The 16,119-nt window shown below is 71.2% G+C and carries 14 protein-coding genes; 6 read left to right on the top strand and 8 right to left on the bottom strand.

Annotation, left to right across the window (positions count from 1 at the left end):
- Positions 1 to 7: 7 nt before the first annotated feature.
- From HNQ61_RS18735 to HNQ61_RS18715, 5 genes are read left to right on the top strand one after another with little or no spacing between them, the layout of a single operon-like run.
- Positions 8 to 1,120 (top strand): M20/M25/M40 family metallo-hydrolase, encoded by a 1,113-nt coding sequence (locus HNQ61_RS18735; RefSeq protein ID WP_205761205.1) that lies wholly within the window; start codon positions 8 to 10, stop codon positions 1,118 to 1,120.
- Positions 1,121 to 1,131: 11 nt separating this feature from the next.
- Entirely contained in the window at positions 1,132 to 1,878 is a 747-nt protein-coding gene (locus tag HNQ61_RS18730) for an ABC transporter ATP-binding protein (protein WP_170032213.1), read from the top strand.
- Positions 1,875 to 3,512, top strand: a complete 1,638-nt coding sequence (locus HNQ61_RS18725; RefSeq protein ID WP_170032217.1) for a putative ABC exporter domain-containing protein — start codon at positions 1,875 to 1,877, stop codon at positions 3,510 to 3,512. Before HNQ61_RS18730 ends, HNQ61_RS18725 begins: the two co-directional genes overlap by 4 nt.
- Positions 3,499 to 4,746: a sialidase family protein gene (locus tag HNQ61_RS18720; RefSeq protein WP_170032220.1), complete on the top strand. Its 1,248-nt coding sequence runs from the start codon at positions 3,499 to 3,501 to the stop codon at positions 4,744 to 4,746. The genes HNQ61_RS18725 and HNQ61_RS18720 overlap by 14 nt, the downstream gene beginning before the upstream one ends.
- Before the next feature lie 5 nt (positions 4,747 to 4,751).
- A complete protein-coding gene (locus tag HNQ61_RS18715; protein WP_170032223.1) occupies positions 4,752 to 5,288 on the top strand; it encodes a TlpA family protein disulfide reductase in 537 nt (178 codons plus the stop codon).
- Between the two features lie 542 nt (positions 5,289 to 5,830).
- On the opposite strand, the gene HNQ61_RS18710 is transcribed toward HNQ61_RS18715, so the two are convergent.
- The 4 genes from HNQ61_RS18710 to HNQ61_RS18695 all read right to left on the bottom strand — a co-directional run bounded on the left by HNQ61_RS18710 (position 5,831) and on the right by HNQ61_RS18695 (position 9,435).
- Positions 5,831 to 6,325 carry a hypothetical protein gene (locus tag HNQ61_RS18710; protein WP_170032226.1) on the bottom strand — a complete coding sequence of 165 codons (495 nt, stop codon included), beginning with the start codon at positions 6,323 to 6,325 and terminating at the stop codon, positions 5,831 to 5,833.
- An 87-nt stretch (positions 6,326 to 6,412) separates the two neighbouring features.
- Positions 6,413 to 7,084, bottom strand: coding sequence for an ankyrin repeat domain-containing protein (locus HNQ61_RS18705; RefSeq protein WP_170032228.1), 672 nt, complete (start codon positions 7,082 to 7,084; stop codon positions 6,413 to 6,415).
- Between the two features lie 154 nt (positions 7,085 to 7,238).
- Positions 7,239 to 8,267 carry a DNA topoisomerase IB gene (locus HNQ61_RS18700; protein WP_170032231.1) on the bottom strand — a complete coding sequence of 343 codons (1,029 nt, stop codon included), beginning with the start codon at positions 8,265 to 8,267 and terminating at the stop codon, positions 7,239 to 7,241.
- A 655-nt stretch (positions 8,268 to 8,922) separates the two neighbouring features.
- Positions 8,923 to 9,435, bottom strand: coding sequence for a hypothetical protein (locus HNQ61_RS18695; RefSeq protein WP_170032234.1), 513 nt, complete (start codon positions 9,433 to 9,435; stop codon positions 8,923 to 8,925).
- Positions 9,436 to 9,651: 216 nt separating this feature from the next.
- Between HNQ61_RS18695 and HNQ61_RS18690 the strand changes: the two genes are divergently transcribed.
- Complete coding sequence (locus tag HNQ61_RS18690; RefSeq protein WP_170032237.1) at positions 9,652 to 10,548, top strand: lytic transglycosylase domain-containing protein; 897 nt, start codon at positions 9,652 to 9,654, stop codon at positions 10,546 to 10,548.
- Positions 10,549 to 11,022: 474 nt separating this feature from the next.
- Here HNQ61_RS18690 and HNQ61_RS18685 read toward each other — a convergent pair whose 3' ends face one another.
- The 4 genes from HNQ61_RS18685 to HNQ61_RS18670 all read right to left on the bottom strand — a co-directional run bounded on the left by HNQ61_RS18685 (position 11,023) and on the right by HNQ61_RS18670 (position 16,060).
- Positions 11,023 to 11,625 carry a response regulator transcription factor gene (locus tag HNQ61_RS18685; protein WP_170032240.1) on the bottom strand — a complete coding sequence of 201 codons (603 nt, stop codon included), beginning with the start codon at positions 11,623 to 11,625 and terminating at the stop codon, positions 11,023 to 11,025.
- A gap of 10 nt (positions 11,626 to 11,635) precedes the next feature.
- A complete protein-coding gene (locus tag HNQ61_RS18680; protein ID WP_170032243.1) occupies positions 11,636 to 12,793 on the bottom strand; it encodes a sensor histidine kinase in 1,158 nt (385 codons plus the stop codon).
- 166 nt (positions 12,794 to 12,959) lie between these two features.
- A complete protein-coding gene (locus HNQ61_RS18675) occupies positions 12,960 to 14,720 on the bottom strand; it encodes an amidohydrolase family protein (protein WP_183685755.1) in 1,761 nt (586 codons plus the stop codon).
- Positions 14,721 to 15,373: 653 nt separating this feature from the next.
- Complete coding sequence (locus HNQ61_RS18670; protein ID WP_170032249.1) at positions 15,374 to 16,060, bottom strand: hypothetical protein; 687 nt, start codon at positions 16,058 to 16,060, stop codon at positions 15,374 to 15,376.
- Between the last annotated feature and the right edge of the window lie 59 nt (positions 16,061 to 16,119).

Genomic DNA, 16,119 nt, shown 5'->3' with positions numbered 1-16,119 from the left:
TTGGACGGTGCTCCGCATCGCCCTGCTTTCCTCACGCGCGACCCCCGTGCATTCCATGCGCCGCCTTCCCCTGCGAAGGACCGTCTTCGCCGCGCTCGCGTTCTCGTCCGCCGCGTGCGCCCGCCCGTCCGCCACCGCATCCACCCCCGCCGCAACGCCCGCCAGCGGCGCCGTGCGGGTGCAGGACGTGCGCACCGCGCTCTTTGACCTGGCCGCCGACAGCATGCAGGGCCGCCGCACGGGTACGGAGGGCGGAATGCGCGCCGCCGTCTACCTGTCCGGCCGCCTGCGCGCCATGGGCGTGGAGCCCGCCGGCGACATGGGCTACTACCAGGTGGTCCCCATCGAGGTGGACAGCGCGGACCCCGCCGGGCGCCGCCTGCGCCTGACCACGATGGACGCCCTGGCGCGGCTTCCCGCCGGGCGCGCGCGGCAGGCGTACAACGTGGTCGCGCGCATTCCCGGCAGCGACCCCGCGCTGGCGAGCGAGGCCGTCATCGTGGGCGCGCACTACGACCACCTGGGCATCGGCCGCGCGGAAAACGGCGACAGCATCTACAACGGGGCAGACGACGACGCCAGCGGCACGGTCGCCGTCCTGGAGATCGCCCGCGCGTTGCGTGCCCGCCCGGCGCGGCGCACCGTCATCCTCTTCTTTGCCACCGGCGAGGAAGTGGGAATGCTGGGAACGCGCTGGTACCTGCAGCACCCCGTGGTGCCCATCGAGCAGACCGCGGCCGGGCTGTTCGTGGAGATGATCGGCCGGCCGGACTCGCTGGCGGGCGGCCCCGGGCGCGGCTGGCTGACCGGCTTCGACCGCAGCACCGTGGGCGCGTCGCTCGCCGCGGCGGGGGTGCCGCTGGTGCCCGATCCGCGCCCCGCGCAGAACTTCTTCGAGCGGAGCGACAACACGCCGTTCGCGCGGGTGGGCGTGCCGGCGCACGTCATCTCGTCCTTCAACCTGCACACGGACTACCACCACGCGGGGGATGAGGCCGGGCGCATCGACTATCCGCACGTCGCGGCTCTCACGCAGGCGGCCATCACCGCGGTTCGCACGCTGGCGGACGGCCCGCGCCCCCAGTGGAACCCCGGCGGGCGCCCCGCGGCGCCGCGCTGAAGGGAACGCGAATGATTGAAGTCCAGGGCTTCACCAAGCAGTACGAGGGGCGCGTCGCCGTCGACGACCTCACCTTTTCCGTCCAGGGAGGGGAGATCGTGGGTCTCGTGGGCCCCAACGGCGCCGGGAAGACGACGACACTGCGCGCCCTGGCCGGCATCCACCCGGCGACGGCGGGCCGCATCCTGATCGGCGGGCACGACTTGGCGCGCGAGCCCATCCAGGCCAAGCGCCGCCTGGCCCTGATCCCCGACGAGCCGCAGCTGTTTTCCAGCCTGACGGTGTGGGAGCACCTGGACTTTACCGCGCGCGTGTACGGCGTGCGCGACTGGCGCGCGCCCGGCGAGCGGCTGCTGACGGAGCTGGAGCTGATCGACCGGCGCGACAGCATGGCGGACGAACTGTCGCGCGGGATGCGGCAGAAGGTGGCGGTGGCCTGCGCGCTGCTGCACGACCCCGCCGTGCTGCTGCTGGACGAGCCGCTCACCGGGCTGGACCCGCGCGGCATCCGCACCCTGTACGACACCATCCGCCGCCGCGCCGCCGCCGGATGCGCGGTGATGCTGTCGTCGCACCTGCTGGGGCAGATCGAGGGATTGTGCACCTCGTTCCTGGTGGTGCGGCTGGGGCGGATGCTCTTTCACGGCTCGCGCGACGACCTGCGCGCCCGCTACGCCGCCGAACTGGGCGAGGCCGCGTCGCTGGAAGACATCTTCTTTCACCTGACGGAAGACGCCGCGCCGGGGACGCCGGCGTGAATCCCGGGCTGCGGTACCTGGCGTGGGCGAGCGTCCGCGGCGTGTGGCGGCGCACCTTCCGGCGCATGCGCACCACCCGCGGCGCGCTGACCACGCTGGCCGGCGCGGTCTTTACCGTCCTCATCGTGGGCGGCCAGATCACGTCGCTGTTGATGATGAACTCGCCGCCCCCTCCGCACGACACGGCGGTGCAGACCTTCGGCCTGTTCCTGTTCGTGTTCACGCTGGGCGGCGTGGTGATGTCGGAGGCGCCGTTCTTCTGGCCGCCGGAGGTCACCTTTCTCTTTCCCGCGCCGCTCGGCCGGCGGGAAACGATGCTGTACATGCTGGTGAGCCGCGCGTGGGGGCAGGCGTTCGCCGGCCTGTACTTCGCGCTGGTCAGCATCCGTCTGGCGCCGCTGCCGTACGCGCCGTTCGTCGCCGTTCCGCTCTCCATCCTCTTCATGCAGGCGGCGACCACGCTTACGGCGCAGCTGCGCATCGGCGTGGGCGACCGCACTCCGCCCGCGCTGCGCCGCCTGCTCAAGCCGCTGGTGATCGCGGGCGTGCTCCTGGCCGGGCTCGGCGTGTACCGCCGCGCGCGCGTGGTGGGCGGGGGGAACGCGGCCGCGGAGTTCCTGGCCTCGCCCGCGCTGCGGATCATCAGCCTGCCGCTGCGGCCCTTTGCCGAAACGTTCGCCGCCACCACGGCGGCGGGCGTGCTGGCGTGGGGCGCCGTCGCCGCGCTGACCGTGGGCCTCACCGCGGCCCTGGCGGTGCAGCTGCCGGTGGACTACCGCGAGCGGTCGCTGGTGAGCAGCGAACGCCGCTTTGCGCAGCTGCGCCGGGCGCGGATGCGGCGCGGCGGCGCGACCGTGGCGGGAAAGCCGTCGCATCGCAGAGTCCCGGTGCCGGCGCTCGCCTTTCTGGGCCGCGCCGCGCCGCTGGCCCGCCGCCAGCTGTACGAACTGGGGCGCGGGCTGAACGCGCTGCTGCTCCTGGCGTTCTTTGCCGCGGTGTCGTTCTTCTACACCGTCGTCATGCCGGGGCTGGGGGCGGAGCCGGGGGAGCGCGGGCCGCTGGGAACCTCGCTGATGGCGCTGGTCTTCGTGTTTCCCCTCCTGGCCAGCAACAGCTTCAACATCGACTTCCGGCGCGACGCGGACCGCATGGCGTACCTGCGCTCGCTCCCGCTCTCGCCTTCCGCGGTCGCGCTGGGCGAGATCTTCACCGCCGCGGCCATCGTGGCGCTGGTGAACCTGCTGATGCTGGCGGGCGCCGCGGCGTGGGAGAACGGAAACGTGAACCCGCTGCTGATGACCGCGGCCGCCGTGATGGCGGCTCCCGTGGCGTGGCTGGCGGTGGCGATGGAGAACTGGCTGTTCCTGCTCTTTCCCTTTCGCGTCAACGGCGATGGATCGGTGCAGTCCGGCTTCGCGGGACGGCAACTCTTCAAGATGATCCTTAAGCTGCTGACCGTGGGGCTGATCGGGGCCCTGGCCGGCGGCGCGGCGTGGCTGGCCTCCTTCGCGGGCGGCCGCGTTCCCGCCGGGATCGCGGCGGGGCTGGTGGTGCTGGGCGGATGCGTGGGCTTGACGCTGATGGTGGGCCGCGCCTTTCACTCCTTTGACCTGACGGTGGATGCACCCGACTGACCTTTCGCGCCGCGCGGCGATCGCCGCCGCCGCGCTGGCCCTGCTGGCCGCCTGCGCGGAAACCGGCGGCGACAAGACTACGGCCGCTGCGGCGCCGGCGCCGGTGCGCATGCTTCCCTCCCCCGCCGCGCCGGGGAGCGGAGAGCCCAGCCTGGCCGTAGGCGAGGACGGCCGCGTGCACCTGTCGTGGCTGGAACCGGGCGAAGGCGGAATGCACCGCCTGCGCATGTCCACGCTGCAGGGCGACCGCTGGTCCGCGCCGCACACCGTGGCCAAGAGCACGGACATGATGGTGAACTGGGCGGACTTCCCCACCCTGTCGGCCATGCCGGGCGGGCGAATGGCCGCGCACTGGCTGCAGAAGCGGCCGGGGAAGGGGTTTGCGTACGACATCCGCGTGGCCGTCTCGCCGGACGGCGGCGTCACCTGGTCGAAGGGCGTGGTGCCGCACCGCGACGGCGTGGCGGCGGAGCACGGCTTCGTGTCGCTGTGGCCGGAAGCGGCGGATTCCGCGGGAATGGTGTGGCTGGACGGGCGCAAGTACGCGGGGAGCGGCGCCAAGGAAACGATGCTGATGGCCGCCTTCATCCGCCCGGACGGCACCGTCTCGCCGGAGCGGCCGGTGGACGAGCGCATCTGCGACTGCTGCCAGACGGGGATGGCGATGACGGCCCGCGGCCCGCTGGTCGTGTACCGCGACCGCTCGCCGGACGAGGTGCGCGACATCTACGTGACGCGGCGGGTGAACGGGGTGTGGACGCCGGGCGTTCCCGTGGCGCGGGATGGATGGAAGATCGACGCCTGCCCGGTGAACGGCCCCCGCGCCGATGCGCAGGGCGACCGCGTGGTGGTGGCGTGGTTCACCGGCGCCAACGATGCGCGGCAGGTGAAGCTCGCCCTGTCCACCGACGCCGGCGCGACCTTCGGGGCGCCGGTGCGGATCGACGGCGGCAACCCCGAGGGGCACGTGGATGTGAAGATGATTGACGGCGGCGCGGCGGTGGTCAGCTGGATGGAGCGCGCGGCCTCCGGCGGCGGCGGCGAACTCCGCGTCCGCCGCGTGGAGGCGGATGGGCGGATGGGCGCGCCGCACGCCGTGGAAACCTCTGCCACGCTGCGCTCCAGCGGCTTTCCGCGCATGGCGCGCGATTCCGGCGGCGTGGTGCTGGCATGGACCGCGTCCGGCAAGCCGTCCGCCGTGCACGTGGCCCGGCTCACCGTTCCCAGGGATTGATCGTGATGCTCCGTCTGACTTCGCGGGTTCGCCGCCTGGCGCTCGTCCCCGCCCTGCTGCTGGCCGCCGCGTGCGAAGAGGGCGCCGGCGTTCCCGGCGCGGTGGTGGTCGGCAAGCCGGCCCCGGCGTTCGCCGCCACGCCGCTGGAGGGCGGGCCGGCGTCGCTGCAGGCGCTGCGCGGCACGCCGGTGCTGCTGAACGTGTGGGCCACGTGGTGCCATCCCTGCCGCGACGAGATCCCCGCGCTGGAAAAGCTGCACCGCGAGTTCAGCGGCGCGGGGCTGCGCGTCGTGGGCGTCAGCATCGACCAGGGCGGGCAGGACGCGGCGATCCGCGGGTTCCTCAAGGACTTCAACGCCACCTATCCCGTGTGGCTGGATCCGGAAGGCGAGATCACCGTCACGTATGCCACCATGGGCGTGCCGAACACCTTTCTGATCGGGCGCGACGGGACGCTGCTATGGAAGCACGTGGGCCCGGTAAAGGAGACCGATCCCGCGCTGCGTGCCCTGATCCAGAAGGAACTCGCTGCGGGCCGGTGATGGCGGTTCTCCAGAAATCGTCGGAAAGATGAACTGCCGTTTCACACGGAGGAGTTCGGCGCGGGACCTATCCCGGGGATCGCCGGCCGGATAGAGTTGGAACGGTTCGGGAGATGATCCTGAGCAGGACCAGAGTGTCGTCCGGGCCGCGGAGGATCGAGAGCGAATGAATCCGCCGCTCAAACAGTGCAAAGCCCCGACACGCGGCCGCTGACGCGTCCACGTTCGGGGCTTCAACCGACCCGGCGGCAGCCCCGGCGCGGGACGCGCACGCCGGGCCCGCGGATGCAGTCCGCGAAGGCGGACTTCGCGCCGTTGTTGCCGCGGTTTCAACCGCCACCGATGTCCGCCACACGCGCCGCGCTCTCCGCCGCGCCGAACGGCTCCCCCTCACCCGCGGAGCGGGTGGAGGGGGCCGGGGGGAGGGGCCCTCTCCGGCCGCACGACACCATCCGGAACGCTCCCCATCATCCGCGAAGCAAGGGAGGGACGACGCCACGGCGCCGTCCCTCTTTTATCTGCTCGTCATCGCACGCGCCACATCACTCGGGTGGAGCCTGGTCGCGGGCGCGGCGGTGCTGGTTCTGGCGGTCCTGCGCGGCGCGCGCCTCATCCAGCCGGTTCAGGCGCGTGAGAAGGCGGATCAGCCGCTCGTAATCCACCGCCAGCACGCGATGGTTGGGGCTGGGCAGCGCCTCCTCGGCGCGGATGCCGGCGGCAAGCGCGTCAGCGGACTCCCACTCGCGGCCGCCCTGCAGCAGCGCCTCCGCAAGGGCCAGGTGAAAGCGCGGCTCCGTGGGCATCAGGGTGAGCGACGCGCGGTACGCGTCCGCCGCCTCGTTCCAGCGGCTCTGCCGGCCCAGCGCAATCCCCTGCTCGAAGGCGGCTTCCGCGCGCAGCGAGCGGGCGAACGCCTCGGCTTCCGGCGTCACGACCGGCGCGGGCATGGGGACCGGCGCGGGTGCGGGCGGCGGCTGGCGCGGCGTGCACGCGGCCAGAGCGAGGAGCGGAATCAGAACGGTGGTGCGAACCTGCATGGACATCATCCCGCGGACTTCAGGGTCGTTTGCGATCAGGTGATGCGATTGGGACGGCGTACCCCGTGCCCCGGCGGAAAGTGGCGCTCACTCCTCCGCGCCGTGCGCCAGAAGGTATCGAACGGCCTCGTCGCGCTCGGCCGTGCGCGCAAAGTCCAGCGGCGTGCGCCCGTCGTCCGCGGCGGCGTTGGGGTCCGCCTCCGCCGCCAGCAGCACGCCCATGATGGCGACGTCGCCGCGGTTGGCGGCGGAGTGCAGCGGGCCGAACCCGCCCTTCTGCCGCGCGTTGGGGTCCGCCCCCGCGCGGATCAGCGCCGCGATCCCGTGCGCCGCGAGCGGCCCGTTGAGCGCGGCGTGCAGCGGCGTGTTGCGCATCCAGTTTTCCGACACCGCGTTGGGGTCGGCGCCGCGCTCCAGCAGCAGCCTCATGGTGCCCTGCTGGCCGAAGAAGGCGGACAGGTGCAGCGGCGTCCATCCATCGTGCGTGCGGCGGCCGGGAAGGTCGGAATCCGCCTCCAGGTGCGCGCGCAGGCGATCCTCATCCCCCATCGCCGCCGCTTCCCATCCATCCAGTTCCCGCCCGTGCCGCACGAACAGTTCGGCCAGGTCGCGCCGGCCGCGGTAGAGCGCGTTCAGCAGCGGGCTGGCGCCTTCATCCCCCACCAGCCCCGCCGCGGCGGGATCGCGCTCCAGCAGCGCCGCGAGCGCGTCCGCGTCGCCCCCGTTCACCGCCTCCATCACCTCCACCATTCCCGCCATCCCCGCACTCCGTCAAAAAGGGAAGAAGGGCCTCACACAGAGGCACAGAGCCGCAGAGAGAAGGGCACAAGAGTACGGGGGACGGAGGAGGTCAGGAAAGCCCCTGCCCCACCCGATCCCGCTCTGCGTCTCGCGACTTCATGACGTCCTCGCCTCATCCCCACTTCTGAAGAAAGCGCATCAGGGCGGCTTCTTCGGGATAGTAGCGGCCCGGCTCCTCGTCATCCCGCGTGGATTCGCGCATCATGGGGGCGATGGTCTTGCCCTGCTCGTAGCGCTCGATGACGGCGGGATGGACGTACGCGCTGCGGCACACGGCGGGCGTGTTGCCCAGTTCCGTGCTCACCAGCTTGCACGCCAGCACGACGTTCTTCTTGGCCTCACGCTCGCTGGACGGCGGGCCCAGGTCCGCCAGGATGGTGGCCATGCGCACCGTGCCGCCCCAGGTGCGGATGTCCTTGGAGGTGTACTTGGCCCCCAGGATCTGCTTGATGTACCCGTTGACCTCCGAAGCCGTCACCGGGTGCGTTTTTCCATCCTCGCCCACGTACTGAAACAGCCGCTTGCCGGGCAGGGTGAGGATTTCGTGCATCACCTCCACAAGCGGCGTGTCGGCCACGACGATGCGCTGGTCGATGGACTTCTTTCCGACGTAGGTAAAGACCAGGCTCTCGCCGTCGATCTTCAGGTGCTTCTTCTGCAACGTGGCGATGCCGAACGTGCGGTTGGCCACGGCGTACTGCTCGCTCCCGATGCGAAAGAAGCCGCGCATGATCAGCCGGACGACCAGGGCCAGCACCCGCTCGCGCCCCAGCCCCTCGGCGGAAAGGTGGCGCTCCGTTTCTTCCCGCAGCTTGGGGACGGAGCGCGCGTACTGCAGCAGCTTGCGATACTTGCGCTTGCTGCCCTTGGCGACGGAATCGGGGTGGTAGCGGTACTGCTTGCGGCCGGCCGTGTCGAAGCCCACGACCTGCACCTTGGCGGCGGGGTCGGGGCTGATCTGCACGTCCGTCCACGCCGGCGGAATCACCAGCTTCTGGATGCGGGCGAGCGCGGAGGGGCTGCGCAGCGGCTTGCCATCGCCGCGCAGGTAGCTGAAGCCCTCTTCCGGGGTGCCGATGCGCCGCCAGGGCTTTTCCTTGGGCTTTGCCGCTGTGCGCGCGCGGGGAGGTCTGGTTGCCATGCGCCGCTACTCGTTCAAGGAGCGTTCCCAAAACGTACAACGGAAACGATCAGACGCGAATCAGCATCTCGCGGTCCGTGATTCCGCCCGTCCATTCGCACCGAGACTGCACGCTGACGAGCCGGCGATGGGACTCGTTCGCACCCACGCCGGTGCACCGGCGGAAGGTCCGCTTCTGCCCGCGAACTGTCGTGCGTCTCGCGCAGTTGGCTCGGGGGGAGAGTAGATCCTTCGGTCGCGCACGACTCGGCACCGGGGACAGGGCGGCGCACGCTCCCTCAGGATGACATGGGGTGGTGCCGCGCGAAGCTGCCGGCACTCCGGCGCCAAGCCGGGCCCCGCGCCATTCATCGGACGGAAAAACCCTTGTACTACAACGGCTTGCACACCAAACACATGTCATCCTGAGGAGGCGCCGGCCGAAGCCGGCCATCGCCCCGAACTCTGGCGCCGACGAAGGATCTACTTTCCTGCGAGCCAACTTGGCGCATCACACGCCCGTCCGCATTCAATCCGCCGGCATCCGCCGGGAGCAGGCAGTCCAAGCGCGCGGCGGATCGACGTCATCGGCGATGAAGTGAATACGCTGGATGGGGATGCGCAAACGGGACGACCGCGTGGATCGTCCCGTTCGCCATCCATCGAACAGCGCCGGTCAGGGCTCCGGCCGGGCGGCTTCCTGGGCGGCCTCCAGCGCGCTGGGCACCTGGTAGTACGGTTCTCCCATCCTCGCGGCAATGCCGTGAATGCTGTCGGCCAGCAGGTTGTAGCGCATGGCCAGCGAGCGGTGCCGGCCGTCGATCTCCTGCCACTCCCGCAGGCTGGCGTTGCGCTCATCCACCCGCAGGTTGTAGCGCGTGCGCTCCTCGTTCCACTGCGCGTACACCTCGGGGGTCAGCGCGCCGCCACGGGCCATGCGGTAAAAGCGCTGCAGGGACTTCAGATCCGCGGTCAGCCGGCGGTCCTCGTCCGAGACGGTGGCGGAAAGCGAGTCGGAGCGCGCGCGGGTGGCGATCAGTTCCGTGGCGGTCTGCTGCAGATCCGTGCGCAGCGTGCGCACCAGGGCGCGCTCGTCGCGGTAGGCCACGTAGCTGTACAGCTGCTCCGATCCCTTGATACCCACGATCACCAGGACCACAAAGAGCAGAAAGCGGGCGGGAGAGGTCATGCGGGGCCCTCGCGGGGTTGCGGGGAAGGCCGGAAAGCGGCCCTCCGCAAGCAGTTGCTACGCCTTCAACATGCCCCGGTTCCACACGGGGCGCAACCCCATGCGGGACGCAAACATATGTGCCCGCTGGCACGGAGCGTGCACCGAGTGGAGGCCCCTGCCGGACCGCGGTGGGACAGCGGAATGAAGGAACCCGAGCAGCAGGAGAGTCAGCCGATGCACAGCTCCCGAAAGCGCCCCATGCCCTGGCAGGCCGCCGCGCCGGTACCGCAGCACCCGGTGGGGCGCACCCGGCGCCGGTTTCCTTCGGCGAGTGAGCCGGCGCAGACGCCCGCGCGCTACCGCCGCGCCTTTGACGGCGCCGGTGACCGGCGGGTCACCGGCACGCGCCGCGTAAACGAGGGCATCCGGCTTCCCAGCCGCGGGCCCACCTCGTTCGACCGCATCCGCCGCGGGCCGCTCAAGTACGGCATCGTGGGCGTGGGCGTGGCGGGGATCGCGGGGCCGCTGGCCATCGCGCGCGCCAACGAGATGCGCAACGATCCCACGCACGAGCGCCAGATGTCGGTGCTGCCGGAGATCACGGCGCCGCGCGTGCTTTCCGACCACGCGGTGGGCCAGGCGTGGCGGCAGGCGCGGGTGGAGGCGGCCGAGGTCAAGAGCACGGCGCGCGACGAGGTCATCCAGCGCAACGTGCAGAAGTACTCGGAATACGACATCCCGCGGCCGCTGGCGGAGGACATCTACGACATCGCGCTGCAGGAGAACATCGACCCGGACGTGGCGTTCGGGCTGGTGCGCACCGAGAGCGCGTTCAAGAACAGCGCGACCAGCCACGTGGGCGCCATGGGCCTCACGCAGCTGATGCCCAAGACGGCGGCCTGGCTCAAGCCGGGCACGCAGCCGCGGGATCTGCGCGACCAGCGCACCAACCTGCGCATCGGGTTCAAGTACCTGAACCAGCTGATGGACAAGTACGAGGGCGACACCGAGCTTGCCCTGCTTGCCTACAACCGCGGCCCCGGCACGGTTGACCGCGTGCTGAAGCGCGGCGGCGACCCCGACAACGGGTACGCGGACATGGTTCTGCGCAACGCCCCCGCGCACCCGTAGATCGGGATCGGACGGCGACAAACACGGCCCCTGCGGACACTGATCCGCGGGGGCCGTCTTACTTTGCGCCGAGGTTCCGGCATTCGGCGCGGGCGGCGGCCCTTCCCCCAAAAAGCTCTTTTGGCGGGAAGGGAGACCTCAGTGCCGGGGAACGTGCGGCGCGGGTTCGGAGGGTATTGTCCGGCGGTTGAAACCGCGCCTCGAAAGACACGAAGTCCGCCTCCGCGGACTGCGCCTGCGGCATCCTCGCCGATCCCGAACGCAGTTGAAGCCCCGACCCGGACGCGCCAGCGGCCGGTGTCGGGGGTTCCCGCTGTTTGAGCGGCGGATTCATTCGCTCAGGATACTGTCCGCGGCGCGGATCCGCTCACCCGCGCCGAACCGTCCCCTCCAACAACCCTCCCCCAGTCTTTTTTGGGGGAGGGTGGGCGGGTGGTGCCGGCCCGGGTGGGGGCCGCCCGCGAGCCAGCCCGCCTACAACCACCCCTTCTCCCGCGCCACGCGCGCCGCCTCGATGCGGTTGGCCGCACCCATCTTGGAGATCGCCGACGACAGATAGTTGCGCACCGTCCCGTCTGACAGAAACAGCTCCGCCGCGATCGCGGTGCTCGCCAGCCCGTCCGCCGCCAGCCGCAGCACCTGCCGCTCGCGGCTGCTTAGCGGATCGCTCTCCGTCCACGCCTCTCGCGCCAGCGTGGGATCAATCGCGCGGCCGCCCGCATGCACCCGCCGCACCGCGTTGGCGAGTTCGTCCGATGGGCTGTCCTTGAGCAGATAGCCCGCAGCGCCCGCATCCAGCGCGCGCCGCAGATATCCGGAACGCGCGAACGTCGTCAGGATCACCACGCGCGTTGGCAGCCCGCGCCGCGTGATCTCCGCCGCCACGTCCAGCCCCGTCAGCCCGGGCATCTCGATGTCGGTCAGCAGCACGTCGGGCGCGTCGCGCTCCACCATCAGCAGCGCCTCGCGGCCGTCCTGCGCGCGGGCCACCACCTGGATGTCGCTCTCGATCTCCAGCAGCGCGGCGAGCGCGCCCAGCACCATCGCCTGATCCTCCGCCACCAGCACGCGGATCATTCCCGCCCCCTCACGCAGGCACCGCCACGGCCCGCGGCCGTGCTTCCACGCCCGGACCCGGCCGCGCGGGGACGCGGACGATGATGCGCATCCCGCCGCCATCCGGCCCGTTTCCGCCACGGGTGGTGCCGCCGACGGAGGCGATCCGCTCCCGCATCCCGCGCAGCCCGTTCCCCTCCGTCACCATCCCCGCCCGTCCATCATCCGCCACCTCCAGCACGCACTCGCCGCCCTCCGCGTACAGGCGCACACCGCACGCGGCCGCGCCGGAGTGGCGGACCACGTTGGTCACCGCCTCGCGAAGCGCCAGGGCCAGCGACTCCTCCACCTCGCGCTCCAGTTCCACCGGGGCGACCTCGATGCGCGCGCGAATGCCGGCGGCGGACAGGATCGCCTCCGACTGCCGCACCTCATCCGCCAGCGACGCGCGGTAGCCACGGATGGCTTCGCGGACCTCGCGCAACGCCTTTCGCGCCACCTGCTCGACCTCGCGGATCTCCTGGCCCGCGCGCTCCGGGTCCCGCGTGCTGAGCTTGGCCGCCAGCTCCGACTTGAGGACGATGAGGGAAAGGGTGTGCCCCAGCAGATCATGCAGGTCGCGGCCGATGCGCTCCCGCTCCGCCACGGCGGCCAGGTGCTCGATCTGTTCCTGCGCCATCTGCAGCTTTGCGTTGGCCTTGGCGGCCTGCGCGTGATGCAGGTTCACCGAGCCGATGACCAGGGGCATGAGGACGGACGAACTCCAGTACCAGATGGGTGCCTGCAGCATCCACGACGCCGTTCCGCCGATGAGCGCGATGCCGGCGATGGTGGCCGCCGCGAGCCGCGTGCGCTCCAGCCGCCCGGCGAAGCTGGCGGCAAAGATCAGAAACACCGAGGCGCCGCTGTTCCCCGGCGCCATCACAACGCCCAGCGCCACCTGCACGGCCACGACGAGCAGCAGGTCGCGTCCGGCCACCCAGAACCCGCGGAAGTACGAGGCCAGAAACACCACCAATGCCGCCACCGTGGCGACGGCCGCTCCCGCCGTCAGCGTTCCCGTACGCAGGTGGTGAACCGGGTCTACCAGAAGGAACGACAGGTAGATGAGCCACACGTACGCCGTCCAGCCGACGTCGTCGCCGGGTGGCAGCAGCCGCCTGCCGCGAGAGGGTGAATCCACGTTCATCCGTACCTCTCTGTTCCAATCGCGGCGCTGACGACGTGCACCATCGCGCGATCATGTGTGGCGGGTCAGGGACGACCCGGGACGGAGATCCCGTCATCCCGCGAACCATTGCGGCGCATCCCGGATCCAGGATGCGCCGCGCCTTCGACCATCCCCGGTCCGTGTCTCAGCGCAGGCGGAAGTCGTCGACCAGGAAGCGGAACGCGCCGGGCTGCGGGCCGCCCGCCACCACGATTCCCGCCACGTCGCTGCCGTCGACGCCGAAGTCCGTCCACGACAGGTTGACTTCGCGCCACTCCGGTCCCGCCACGAATGTGCGGATCAGCGGCTGCATCCCCTTGGACTGGGCGAACACCATCACACGGTAGGTGCCGCCGTCGCCCCGCGTCCAGAACCCGAAGCCCGGCCGGGCAGAAAGGTCCACGGGCGCCATCGCCTGCCCCGCCATCCACATGGCCCCGTACCAGGCGTAGGGAATGGTCGCCGCGATGGTTCCGGCCACCTGCATGGCGTGTCCGCTGCCGTTGGCGCCACCCGCGATCACGGTCACGTCGCCGGTGGAGGTGCCGCCCGCGTACGAATCCGGCGAGGGCATCCACGTCCCCGTCGTCGCGGCGAGCTCGCCCGATTCGAAGTCGCTGATGATCCCGCCCGGCACGGCAGCGGCGCCGCCGGCCCGGGGTGCGCGGGCCGCCGCCACCCGCCGCGCCAGGCTCTGGCGATCGACCGGCACGCCGCCTTTCCAGACACCGCTGATCGCCCGCGTGGCCGTGATGTCGCGCGTGGGATCGCCGTCCACCAGCAGCAGGTCGGCGCGCATGCCGGGGGCGATGCGGCCGCGGTCCGCCAGCCGGAAGGCTGTGGCGGGAACGCTGGTGGCCGCCCGGAGCGCCTCGACGGGCGTCAGGCCGGCGGCGACGAGCAGTTCCAGTTCCCGGTGCAGCGCGGCGCCGTACGCGGTGCCGGGATTCGGCGCGTCGCTTCCCGCCAGGATCGGCACACCGGCGGCCCGCAGCTGCCGCACGGTCTCGTTCGCGGCGGCCAGCGTCTGTGCGGGGGCGCCCGCACGTTGCGGAAAGCCCTGCTTGAGCGCCTGCGTGCGCTCCGCCAGCAGGTAGGGCGCGAGACGGGCGTCATCCACCAGCGAGGCGCCACCGCCCGTGCCGGTCATGCTCGCCAGGACGACGAGGGTGGGGATGACGAACGCGTGGCGCCCCGCCGTCATCCGCGCGAAGTCCGCGTCCGGCGCGCGGTCAATGAACAGGTGCACCAGCCCGTCGGCGCCTTCTTCGATGGCGGCTTTTGCGCCCGCCGCGTCGCTGATGTGCACCACGGCCAGCTTGCCTCGCCGATGCGCCGCGCGGATCACGGCGCCCATCGTCTCCCGGCTGAGGGTGGGGATCGTCTGGCCGAACGTGTGGCCATCCTCGTAGACAATCTTGATCCACTCCGACCCCTCGGCGATGCGCGCGTCCACGAACGACTGCGCGGAATCCGGCGTGGTGATAGTGGGGATGGCCATGCCGAACTGCGTGCCGTGGCCGCGCGGCGCAGTCACCAGCGTTCCGGCGGAAAACAGGTCGGCGCGTCCGTCCGCCTGTCCCGCGGCCTGCTGCGCGCGCATCGTACGCGCGATGGACACGTCCGTGAACATGTCCAGGTGCGTCGTAACGCCAAAGACGACCGCCTCCTGCAGCGCATCGCCAAACGTGTGCGTGTGCGAGTCGATCAGCCCCGGCAGCAGCGTCTTGCCCGCGCCGTCGACGAGGGTGGCGCCGGCCGGTGCGCGGACTCCGCGGCCCACCTGCGTGACCTTTCCCGCCTGCACCAGCACGTCGCGCCCGTCCAGCACGCGCTCGCCGTCAAACACGCGCGCGTTGCGGATGAGCGTGGCCGCGCCCTGCTGCGCCTGCATGGCGCGGGGCATCGACAGTGAAATCGCCGCGAGCATGAGTGCGGAGATCGCGCGGCGGGAACGGCGGGCGCGGACGGGGCGGAGAACGGGAGTGTCTGGGTCTGCTGACATGGGAGTTTCTTGCAACGGGGATCCGGATGGACAACGGCACGTTCGCACCGTGCCTGCAAAGGTGTGCAGATCCGGTGGCCTCAACCACTCCGGAACGTCACTACCTGCGCATGACGTTTGTCACGCGGAGAATGATTCGCGAGGCGTCTCCTCGTGCAAACAGACGCGCGGAGACGGGAGAACGACGGATCGGTGTGCTCCGGATGGTGTGGATCGGCGGCGGGCACCCCTCACCCCCCGGCCCCCTCTCCCGCAAGCGGGAGAGGGGGAGACCTCAGCGCGGCGGCGAGCCACGGCACGTCATCTCTGGTTATTGAGCAGTTGAAGCCCTGCTCGTGGACGCGACAGCGGCCAAGAGTCGGGGGTTCCCGCGGTTCGAGCGGCGGATTCATTCGTTCAGGGGATTTCGGCGCCGTGCCAAACCCGCCGTGTGCTCCCTCTCCCACATCTGTGCGTGGGAGAGGGTCGTCGTGCGCAGCACGCGGGGTGAGGGCGTCACTGTCCGCCAAGCAAATCCTTGAGTGTTGCCGTCTACTCGTCTCGCGAACTCCCGCTCACCGCCCGTTCGCGACCAGGAACACCCACTCCCATCCATCCGGCCCGCGGCGGAAGCCCGCCCGCAGATCCCCGTAGGCCGGGTTGGTCGCGTACTCCGGCGGCGAGGCCCACACCGGCGTCGTGCCGACGGTCACGATCCCGCGGTCCATCAGGAAAGGCATGCGGTCCAGCGCGCGGTAACCCTCCCGCTCCCACGCGGCCAGCGTCTCCAGCGTGCCGACCTCCACGGGGCCGAGCGTGCCCGCAAAGGTGCGGGCCATCACCGGGCGCAGCGCCTGGATGTCGCGCATGGACGCGGCCTGCCGCACGGCGAACGCAAAGTCCGCCAACTCCATCCGCGCCGCGTCGATCGGATGTGGCGCGTAGTGCACCACCGCGCCACGCTCCAGCCAGCCGGTGGGCGCCCCGGGGCAGACCGCGCACCGGAGCAGCAGATCCGTCGTATCCGCCCGCAGCACCTCCAGCCGCATGAAGATGTGGGGCAGCGGCGTCATTCCCGTCTCGCCGCGCAGGCGCAGGCCGGCCGAGCGCGTCCACACGCTCTGGTTCTGCGCGATCGGTGGCGGAACGGGTGCGGCGGGCTGCACCTCCACAGGCGGGGCGGGCGGCGCGGTGACGGGGCGCGGACGGGCCGGCCCGCCACACGCGGCAAGCACGAGCAGGAGCGGAACGAAGCGGCGCATGGGTCTGGCGAGAGAAGGCGGGGCGTTCGGTTTCCGCGCCCCGGCGTGGCGTTTAGATT

The sequence above is a fragment of the Longimicrobium terrae genome (assembly GCF_014202995.1).
In the GTDB taxonomy this organism is placed as follows: Bacteria; Gemmatimonadota; Gemmatimonadetes; order Longimicrobiales; family Longimicrobiaceae; genus Longimicrobium; species Longimicrobium terrae.
The sequence above is the reverse complement of the archived record's forward strand: the minus strand, read 5'-3'. Positions and strand labels throughout refer to the sequence as shown.

What these genes read in the sequence shown, in the direction of transcription:
- HNQ61_RS18705 (WP_170032228.1), bottom strand. Translation starts at nt 7,084, where the DNA reads ATGGCGGGAATGGTGGAGGTGATGGAGGCGGTGAACGGGGGCGACGCG.
- HNQ61_RS18685 (WP_170032240.1), bottom strand. Translation starts at nt 11,625, where the DNA reads ATGATCCGCGTGCTGGTGGCGGAGGATCAGGCGATGGTGCTGGGCGCG.
- HNQ61_RS18690 (WP_170032237.1), top strand. Translation starts at nt 9,652, where the DNA reads ATGCACAGCTCCCGAAAGCGCCCCATGCCCTGGCAGGCCGCCGCGCCG.
- HNQ61_RS18680 (WP_170032243.1), bottom strand. Translation starts at nt 12,793, where the DNA reads ATGAACGTGGATTCACCCTCTCGCGGCAGGCGGCTGCTGCCACCCGGC.
- HNQ61_RS18675 (WP_183685755.1), bottom strand. Translation starts at nt 14,720, where the DNA reads ATGCCCCGCGCCATGCAGGCGCAGCAGGGCGCGGCCACGCTCATCCGC.
- HNQ61_RS18670 (WP_170032249.1), bottom strand. Translation starts at nt 16,060, where the DNA reads ATGCGCCGCTTCGTTCCGCTCCTGCTCGTGCTTGCCGCGTGTGGCGGG.
- HNQ61_RS18710 (WP_170032226.1), bottom strand. Translation starts at nt 6,325, where the DNA reads ATGCAGGTTCGCACCACCGTTCTGATTCCGCTCCTCGCTCTGGCCGCG.
- HNQ61_RS18730 (WP_170032213.1), top strand. Translation starts at nt 1,132, where the DNA reads ATGATTGAAGTCCAGGGCTTCACCAAGCAGTACGAGGGGCGCGTCGCC.
- HNQ61_RS18720 (WP_170032220.1), top strand. Translation starts at nt 3,499, where the DNA reads ATGCACCCGACTGACCTTTCGCGCCGCGCGGCGATCGCCGCCGCCGCG.
- HNQ61_RS18695 (WP_170032234.1), bottom strand. Translation starts at nt 9,435, where the DNA reads ATGACCTCTCCCGCCCGCTTTCTGCTCTTTGTGGTCCTGGTGATCGTG.
- HNQ61_RS18700 (WP_170032231.1), bottom strand. Translation starts at nt 8,267, where the DNA reads ATGGCAACCAGACCTCCCCGCGCGCGCACAGCGGCAAAGCCCAAGGAA.
- HNQ61_RS18715 (WP_170032223.1), top strand. Translation starts at nt 4,752, where the DNA reads ATGCTCCGTCTGACTTCGCGGGTTCGCCGCCTGGCGCTCGTCCCCGCC.